We start from the raw sequence: 7603 nt of genomic DNA, 5'->3' as shown, positions 1-7603 counted from the left end.
CCATGACCAACCCGTTCGAGGACCAGGACGGCACCTTCCTCGTACTCGTCAACGACGAGAACCAGCACTCGCTGTGGCCGCAGTTCGCCGACGTCCCCGCCGGCTGGACCGCCGTCCACGGACCCGACACCCATGCCGCCTGCCTGGAGTACGTCGAGCAGTCCTGGACCGACATGCGGCCCAGGAGCCTCGCCGACGCCATGAACGCCCAGCGTTAGCGCGGTCCGCAGTGAACCCGACCGCAACCACCGAGGGGGCCCGCGACAGCGCGGGCCCCGCCCGGCCCGAGGACCTCGCCGCGGCCCTGCTCACGCAGGAGGCCCGGCGCGACCCTTACCCGTTCTACGCCCGCATGCGGCGCGAGGACCCGGTCCACCGCAGCGCCCAGGGCATCTGGTACCTCACCCGGTACTCCGACGTCGAGGCGGCCCTGGGCGACCTGCGGCTCTCCAACGACCGGGACAGGATGACCCGGGCCTACACCGCGCTCGGCGGCGACCTGAAGGCCCTGAGCCGGCTCACCGACCGGCTCGGCCGGGTGATGAGCAACACCGACCCGCCCGACCACGCCCGGCTGCGCAAGCTGGCCAACCGCGCCTTCACCGCCCGGCGCGTCGAGTCCCTGCGCCACCGCGTCCAGGGGATCGTCGACGGGCTCATCGACGAGGCGGTCGCGGCCGGGCCCACCATGGACCTGGTCGAGGCGGTCGCCTCCCCCCTGCCGATGGCGGTCGTCTGCGAGCTCTTCGGCATCCCGGACGAAGACCTCCCACAGGTCAAGACCTGGTTCCGCCGCTTCGGCCGGCTGAGCGAGGACATCGACGCGTCCGAGGCGGCGATCGAGCAGTACGAGGAGTACCTCGCCCGGCTCGTCCGCCGCCGCCGGGCCGACCCCGGTGACGACCTGATCAGCGCCCTGGTCGCCACCCAGGCCAAGGACGACCGGCTCACCGACTCCGAGCTGCTGTCGACCTGCTTCGTCCTGATCACCGCGGGCGACGAGACCACCACCCACCTGGTCGGCAACGGCATGCTCGCCCTGCTGCGCCACCCCGCCCAACTGGCCCGGCTGCGCGCCGATCCGGCGCTGGCCCGCCCCGCCGTGGAGGAACTCGCCCGCTACGACACACCGACCCAGGCGATCGTCCGGGTCGTCGCCGAGGACCTCACGATCGGCGGTCGCACCCTGCGCGAGGGCGAGCTGGCCTACCTCGTCCTCGCCGCCACCAACCGGGACCCCGAGCGCTTCCACGATCCCGACCGGCTCGACCTGACCCGCCCCGGCAACCGGACCCTCAGCTTCGGCAACGGCCCCCACTTCTGCCTCGGGGGCCCGCTGGCCAAGCTCCAGGCGGAGGTGGCCGTCGGCACCCTGGCCCGCCGGCTGCCGCACCTGCGCCTGACCGACGAGGCGGCCCTCGACTGGCGCCCCAACCCGCTGCAGCGGCGGCTCACGGCACTGCCGGTCACCTACTGACCCATGACCGCATGAACCCCTGAACGCCTGTACGCCTGAACGACGATGAAGGAGACACCGACCATGGCGCGAGAGTTCGAGGTCCGCAGGGAACAGGACCTGCCCGCCGCCCCCGAACGGGTCTGGGACGCGGTCGCCACCGGCGCCGGCAACCTCGGCTGGCTGTACCCGATGGAGGTCGAGCCGCGCGTCGGCGGAAAGGTGACGCGCGGTGACGGCACCGTCGTGGCGTGGGAGCCGCCGAGCCACTTCGCGGTGCGGGCGGCGCAGGGCGACGGATTCTCCAACACCCTCACCTACCGCGTCGAACCGGCCGACGACGGCACGAGCCGCCTGCACATGGGCATCCACTGGGTGCACACGGGCACCGTCGACGACACCTGGCAGTGGGACGCCAAGACGGACGCGGCCGAGAAGCACGTCGACTTCTACCAGCACTCCCTCGCCGCGTACCTGAGCCACTTCGCCGGCCGCCCCGCCGTCTACGTCAAGGCATCCCGCCCCGAGCCCACCGACGACCCCGCCGACTTCGCCGTACTGCGCCGCCGCCTCGGCCTCCGGGACACCTCGGCCGTCGGAGACCGGCTCTCCCTCGACGTCCCCGGAACGGACGGCGGCCCGACGGACCTGGTCGTCGACTGGCTGGACCCCGACTTCGTCGGCCTGCGCGGCCCGGACGCCCTGTACCGCTTCTTCAACGGCAGCACCTGGAACGTCCCGATCTGGCTGGCCCACCACCTGTTCGCCGAGGACGCCCAGGAGGAGCCGGCCACCAAGGCCTGGAACGCCTGGCTGGGCGGCGCCTGAACCTCGGCCTCGCCGGGTCTCCGGGGGTTCCCGGGTCGCCGCTGTGAGGGCGGCGGCCCGGGACGCCGACTCAGCGCAGTACCTCCCGCAGATGCCGGGCGTTCTTCACCGTCTTGCTGGACGCGGGGCGTGCGGCCAATGCGTCGACCTCCGGGACGGCGCCCTTGGCTCCGCACCGCCCGGCGCACTCGGTGGCGAACGCCAGCAGTTCCGCGGCACCCCGCACCGGAGTGCCCCGCAACAGCGCGGGCAGCACGGCCTCAACGATCGACCACACGGTCGCCCAGGCGCCCGTCTCTGCCGCGGCGCGCAGTCCCGCGACGGCCCGGCCCACCGGGAGCAGACCGTGGCGCATGCGCGCCTGCAACTGGCCCGCCAGCAACGTGCTGTCCAACTGTCCCTGCGCGGCGAGGGTCAGCAGGGCGTCCACCACGGTGCCCCCGGAGCGCCTCAGCTGGTCGCCGATGTGCCAGTGCGTCGCGAACCCCGCGGGGCCGCCGGACTCCACGAGGAGCGGGAAGAAGGACTCCGTCGGCAGGTACGGCAAGCGGGCGGCCACCTCGTCGCGGTGGTGCGGCAGCTGCGCCGCCCAGAACGGCGCGGCAACCGTGTGGTACGGCCACGTCTTCTCCTTGTGGCCGCTCACCAGCATCGCGGCGACCGGCGGCAGCGACTGGAGCAGCGGCGGCAGCGGAGCGTCGTGCTCCGACCGGGGATGCACCGAGTGCCACCACCCGGGGGCGGCGCTCAGCGGGTCGTCGACGGGCCAGTCCGGCGGGGTCGAGTCCTGGTGCGGGAGGCCGCCCTCGGCGAGCCACCGGGCCAGAAGCCGCCCGGCGTCCGATCGCAGGTCCTCCGCCGCGCGTCGAACCGGTCCGTCCGGGGCCGGCGTGACGCGCAGCACGGCCTGGCCGAGGTCGGCCGGCACCGGTACGACGCCCAGGCCCTCCAGCTCCGCGATCCGCTCGACCAGGACGGCCGCGTCGATCGCGCCGGTGGTGTCGGTCGGCAGCGCCAGCAGGAACGGCTGGGTGCCGGCCTCGATCAGGTCGATGGCCTCGGTGAGCCGTGCCTTGAGCATCGCCTCGGCCGGGGCGCCGCCCGGGACCACGTGGGACCCCTGGAACGCGGGCTGTGCCTCGCGCAGGTGGATGTGCCATTCCCTCGGCTCGTCCCCCCGTACCGCCGCGGCGACGTCGTACAGGTCGCTCGGCCCGTAGAGGCCGGAGAGGTTCGGCTCCCTGCGTACGACCGGGCCGAGCGTCTCGGACAGGATGGCCCGATCGAGGCGGGCGTGTCGGACCAGCCCGTCCAGCGCTCGTTCGAACGACACCACGGCGTCGGGGTCGGCGAGGACGGCGGCGACCTCCGTGGCGACCTCGGCGGCCGCCCCTACCGGACGTACCGGCGCGGGTACGGGCACGGCGGGCAGCACGTCCGCGAACGGCGCGGCCGGCGGGGCCTCGGTGGACCGCCCGGCGGTGCCGTCGTCCCCCGGTGGCGGGCCGAACAGCTCCTCGGCGCGTGCGGTGAGGCCCGGGCCCAGGGACGCGGCGGCCACGCGCAGTTCGGGCAGTACGGCCTCGCCCGCGGCTCTGAGATGGCGGGCGGCCACGGTCAGCGCGCGCTCCCGCAGGGCGATGTCCGGGTGCTGGAAGGCGAGCGCCACGCCGGTCACGACCCCGGCAGCCCGGCCGGGGTCCCGTCGGGCCGCTCGGTCCAGCCAGGAGAACTGGGCCCGTACCAGCTTCTTCTCGGGGCGTGCCAGGACGCGCTCGCACGACTCGGCCAGGACGTCGTCCTCCAGGAGACCCGCCTCGTCGAGCGCGACGAGCACCTGCTGGCCGTACTCGGCCACCGGCAGCGACAGGTCGAGCATCGCGACGTGGTCCCGGAGGAAGGACACCTGCTCCCGTGCCGAGAGGCCGAGGCCGCGCAGGAGCGCCAGGTGCGGGGTGATCTCCTTGCGGGTGCCGTCCTGGAGTACGCGTATGAGGAGAGGTTCGAGCAGGGCGACACGTTCGGGTGACGTCCGCGCGTGCTCCTCGGGGGTGAGGCGGAGCGCCTCCAGGTTCCGCAGGGCGTGCGCCGGGTGGAGGTCGGCCATCTCGGTGAGGACGCGGTGGACGAGGGCCGCGCGGTCCAGCAGGCCCTCGTCGGCCAGCTCCATCAGCACGCTCACCGGGGGCAGTTGCACGTCCGGCCGCTCCAGGATCAGCGGGAGGAACGTGGCGGCGCAGTGGTGGTCGCGCAGGATCCGCGCCATGTCCCCGTAGCGCGGCAGTTCCGACCGCTTCCCGGTCCTCAGGGCGGAGTGGTCCCAGTAGCGGATCCAGGAGTTGAGGTAGGTGGTGGCGGTGGGCGCCGGGCAGCCGGTCACCCGGACCAGGTAATCGATGATGGCGTACCTGTCGCCGTCCATGACGGTCCCGGTCGCCCGCTCGTCGATCCGCGCGACCACCTCGGCCTGCCACGCGGCCGGATGCAGCTCCAAGACGTCCACCATCCAGTCGGCGGAGAACGCCGCCCGGAAACCGGGGCTCAGGATGCAATCCGCCGCCGTCGGCGGGGTGACCTGGCATCCCAGGCGGGCCGTGGAGAGGGCGACCCTCCGCTCCTCGGCGAGCGTCCGCCACTCCTGGGCCTCCAGGGCGGCGAAGTGGGCCGCCAGGGCCGGAGCGTGGTCGGCGCGCTGGTCCGTCGTCAGCTCGCTCAGTGCCCGCAGGACTCCAGGGACATCGCCGGCCTCCGCCAGTTCGAGCAGATTCACCGTGCCGACTCCTTCGTGTCAGGTGCGTACGTGTCAGGGGCGTTCGGGACCGATGCGTTCGGCACAGGTGTGGGCGTGCCAGGTACGTGCGGGGCTGGGGCGTACGTCCGCCCGTGCCCGTCGGAGGCGTACGGATCAGGCGGGTGCGCCGCTGCGTCGCAGACGATCCGGGTGGCGAGGACGTGCTTGCACGGTCCGCGTCCGCCCCGGTACTTCGCCCACCACAGACAGGTGCAGGTCGCCCGCCCCGCGTCATCGGTGCGGACCAGGTGCCGGTGGTCGCCCTCACCCACCCACGTCAGCGCGCCGTCGGTGCGGACCGCGCCGTCGGCGACCAGGGCCCGGGCTCCGCGCAGCCGGGGGTTGCGGTTCTCGGCGGCGCTCGTGGAGAAGGGGAGGTGCCGGTGGAAGTACGCCCCCTCCGCGAGGTCGTAGCCGATCAGCCCGGAGGCCCCCAGCACCGTCAGCGCGGCGCGCACCCGCTGGGGCGGCAGACCGCACAGCACGGACATCTCGGCCACGTCGATCGTCGGCTCCCAGGCCAGCAGTCCGGCCACCCGCTCCGCGTCCCGGTCCGCCGTTCCCGTGGCCAGGTCGGTGAGGGCACCGCCCTCACCGGAGAAACCCCGCGAGGCGTGCGGGGAGAGCAACAGCGTCAGCCGCATGCCCGGCAGCACGGCCTCCCAGGCGACGGGCGTGCCCCCGCCGCTCCCGGCGTCCTCGGCCGCAGGGCCGTAGATCCGGACCGTCGTCGCGTGCCGCAGTACCCGGCCCAGCGTCAGCAGCCGCTCGGCCCCCGGCAGGCACACGCCGCCGGGACACGGTCTGGTGACCGGGCGCAGGGTGCGCCCCTCGGGCACCACCCAGCGCGTCGTGCGCGGACCGGAGCGCAGGGTCGGCCGCGGCAGCGAGCGCAGCAGGGCAGCGGCCTGGGGGGCCGGGATCTCGGCGCGCGGCACCAGGCCCGCCGCGACGATCTGGGCCTCGGCGAAGCCGCGCAGCCAGCGTTCGGGCAGCGGCACCTTCTTCTCCACGAACCGGCCGTCGAAGGTCCGCGCCTCAAGCTCCTCCGGGCCCACCCGCAGGCGCAGCGGGTCGAGACCGCCGAGCCTGGCGAGGGCCCGGCGCAGCGGCGTGTTGATGTCGACGTTGGTGGTGCCGTGGCCGATGTCGCCGCCGTCGAGGCCGGGGGCGAGCACGTCGAGCCGGGCGTGGACGCCGCAGCAGCCGGAGAAAGCCTCCATCCGCAGCCGGTCGCCGCCGGCCGTCACCACCGGGTCCAGGAAGGTGGACGACTGCGGCCGGTAGTGGTGGGTGGCCGCCACGTCGGCGACGGCCAGCAGCGCCGTGGCCGCGGCGGTCGGCGAGGTGAGGAATCCGTCGAAGAACCGCGGACTGTCCGCCTCGCCGGCGGGCGTCGCCCCGCCGGAGGTCTCCAGTGCGAGGCCGCGCCCGGCCGGCGAATCCCGCACGGCGGACGCCTGTAAGTAGGTGTAGGACTGCGTCACGCCGGAAGACTAGGGGGCACCGGTGACAACGAGCCGTTCGCGACCGTCCCCCTCTGGCGGGCCGCCGCCGCATTTGATCGGCGCGGACGCGGGATCGCGGCCCTCCCCGGGGGTACGGGGAGGGCCGCGAAAGCGTCAGATTCGGCCGCGCCCGAGGTCCGAGAGGAACCCGGACCACGCGCTCCGCGGGAACGCGAGCTGGGGTCCGCCGGGTTCCTTGGAGTCCCGGACGTGTATGGCGGTGGAACCGGGGGCGACTTCTACGCATTCGCCGCCTTCGCCACTGCTGTAGGTGCTCTTGAACCAGCTGAGCCGAGTGGGCTGTTCGGTGCTCATTGATCTCCCAGCAACTTGTCGATCAGGGTCAGGGACTCGCGTGGAGTGAGAGCCTGAGCGCGGATGCTGCCATAGCGCGCGGCCAGCATACGGACCTCTTCCAGGTCGGTCACCAGCTTGCTGACGTTCTGCACTTCCAGATACCCGACCTGGGGCTTCCCCTTCGACGTGAGCAAGGTGAAGGGGCCGCCCAAGCTCGGATGGTCCGCCCGGTCAGTGGGCATGACCTGCAACTCCACGTTCCGGAGCGAAGCCACCCGAATCAGTCGTTGCAACTGCTCCCGGTGGACGTCCTGGCCGCCGACGGGCCGTTGCAGCACCGACTCCTCGATGGTGAACGTCACGAGTGGGTACGGCCATCGAGTGAGGATTTCCTGACGAGCCAGCCGGGCGGCTGCGCGCTGCTCGATGGTCTCCTCGTCAAGCAGGGGGCGTCGGCTGGTGAACACGGCCCGTGCGTGCCCGGCGGTTTGAAGAAGACCGGGCAGTGACAAGGCGCCGTAGTAATGCAGTTCCACCGCCTCCGTCTCCAACCGGGCATAGTCCCGGAACCACTCCGGATGCCGCACCCTGCGCCGGGTCTTCGCCCGCTCCACATCCTCGGCGGCCGATGCCAGCAGGCCCCCGCACTCCAGCAACGCGTCCACCGCGACCAGCAGTTCGGGCTGAGGCGTCCGCCGCGCACGCTCGACGGAGGAGATCGTC

7 protein-coding genes are annotated in these 7603 nt (G+C 73.3%); 3 read left to right on the top strand and 4 right to left on the bottom strand.

The window, feature by feature from the left end; all coding sequences use genetic code 11:
- The first annotated feature begins 2 nt into the window (after positions 1 to 2).
- From IG94_RS0131015 to IG94_RS0131005, 3 genes are all read left to right on the top strand, one after another.
- Positions 3 to 218, top strand: a complete 216-nt coding sequence (locus tag IG94_RS0131015; protein ID WP_031044831.1) for an MbtH family protein — start codon at positions 3 to 5, stop codon at positions 216 to 218.
- Positions 219 to 229: 11 nt separating this feature from the next.
- Positions 230 to 1477 (top strand): cytochrome P450, encoded by a 1248-nt coding sequence (locus IG94_RS0131010; RefSeq protein ID WP_031044826.1) that lies wholly within the window; start codon positions 230 to 232, stop codon positions 1475 to 1477.
- A gap of 63 nt (positions 1478 to 1540) precedes the next feature.
- On the top strand, positions 1541 to 2284 hold the full coding sequence (locus IG94_RS0131005; protein ID WP_031044823.1) for an SRPBCC family protein: 744 nt from the start codon (positions 1541 to 1543) through the stop codon (positions 2282 to 2284).
- Between the two features lie 70 nt (positions 2285 to 2354).
- Here the strand turns inward: IG94_RS0131005 and IG94_RS0131000 are convergent, their stop codons facing one another.
- The 4 genes from IG94_RS0131000 to IG94_RS0130990 all read right to left on the bottom strand — a co-directional run.
- Positions 2355 to 5054, bottom strand: coding sequence for a hypothetical protein (locus tag IG94_RS0131000; protein WP_031044821.1), 2700 nt, complete (start codon positions 5052 to 5054; stop codon positions 2355 to 2357).
- Positions 5051 to 6562 (bottom strand): SWIM zinc finger family protein, encoded by a 1512-nt coding sequence (locus tag IG94_RS0130995; RefSeq protein ID WP_107060751.1) that lies wholly within the window; start codon positions 6560 to 6562, stop codon positions 5051 to 5053. The genes IG94_RS0131000 and IG94_RS0130995 overlap by 4 nt, the downstream gene beginning before the upstream one ends.
- 135 nt (positions 6563 to 6697) lie before the next feature.
- On the bottom strand, positions 6698 to 6898 hold the full coding sequence (locus IG94_RS40940) for a DUF397 domain-containing protein (RefSeq protein ID WP_078892485.1): 201 nt from the start codon (positions 6896 to 6898) through the stop codon (positions 6698 to 6700).
- Positions 6895 to 7603 (bottom strand): DUF5753 domain-containing protein (locus tag IG94_RS0130990; protein WP_031044814.1); only part of this gene is annotated, 709 nt, incomplete at its 5' end. The genes IG94_RS40940 and IG94_RS0130990, both read right to left, overlap by 4 nt.

Source organism: Streptomyces olivaceus, assembly GCF_000721235.1.
Classification (GTDB): Bacteria; Actinomycetota; Actinomycetes; order Streptomycetales; family Streptomycetaceae; genus Streptomyces; species Streptomyces olivaceus.
This window is presented reverse-complemented; position numbering and strand designations above follow the sequence as displayed.

Bases quoted from the DNA above. Each gene is read 5' to 3' on its own strand.
- IG94_RS0131015 (WP_031044831.1), top strand. From the start codon at position 3: ATGACCAACCCGTTCGAGGACCAGGACGGCACCTTCCTCGTACTCGTC.
- IG94_RS0131005 (WP_031044823.1), top strand. From the start codon at position 1,541: ATGGCGCGAGAGTTCGAGGTCCGCAGGGAACAGGACCTGCCCGCCGCC.
- IG94_RS40940 (WP_078892485.1), bottom strand. From the start codon at position 6,898: ATGAGCACCGAACAGCCCACTCGGCTCAGCTGGTTCAAGAGCACCTAC.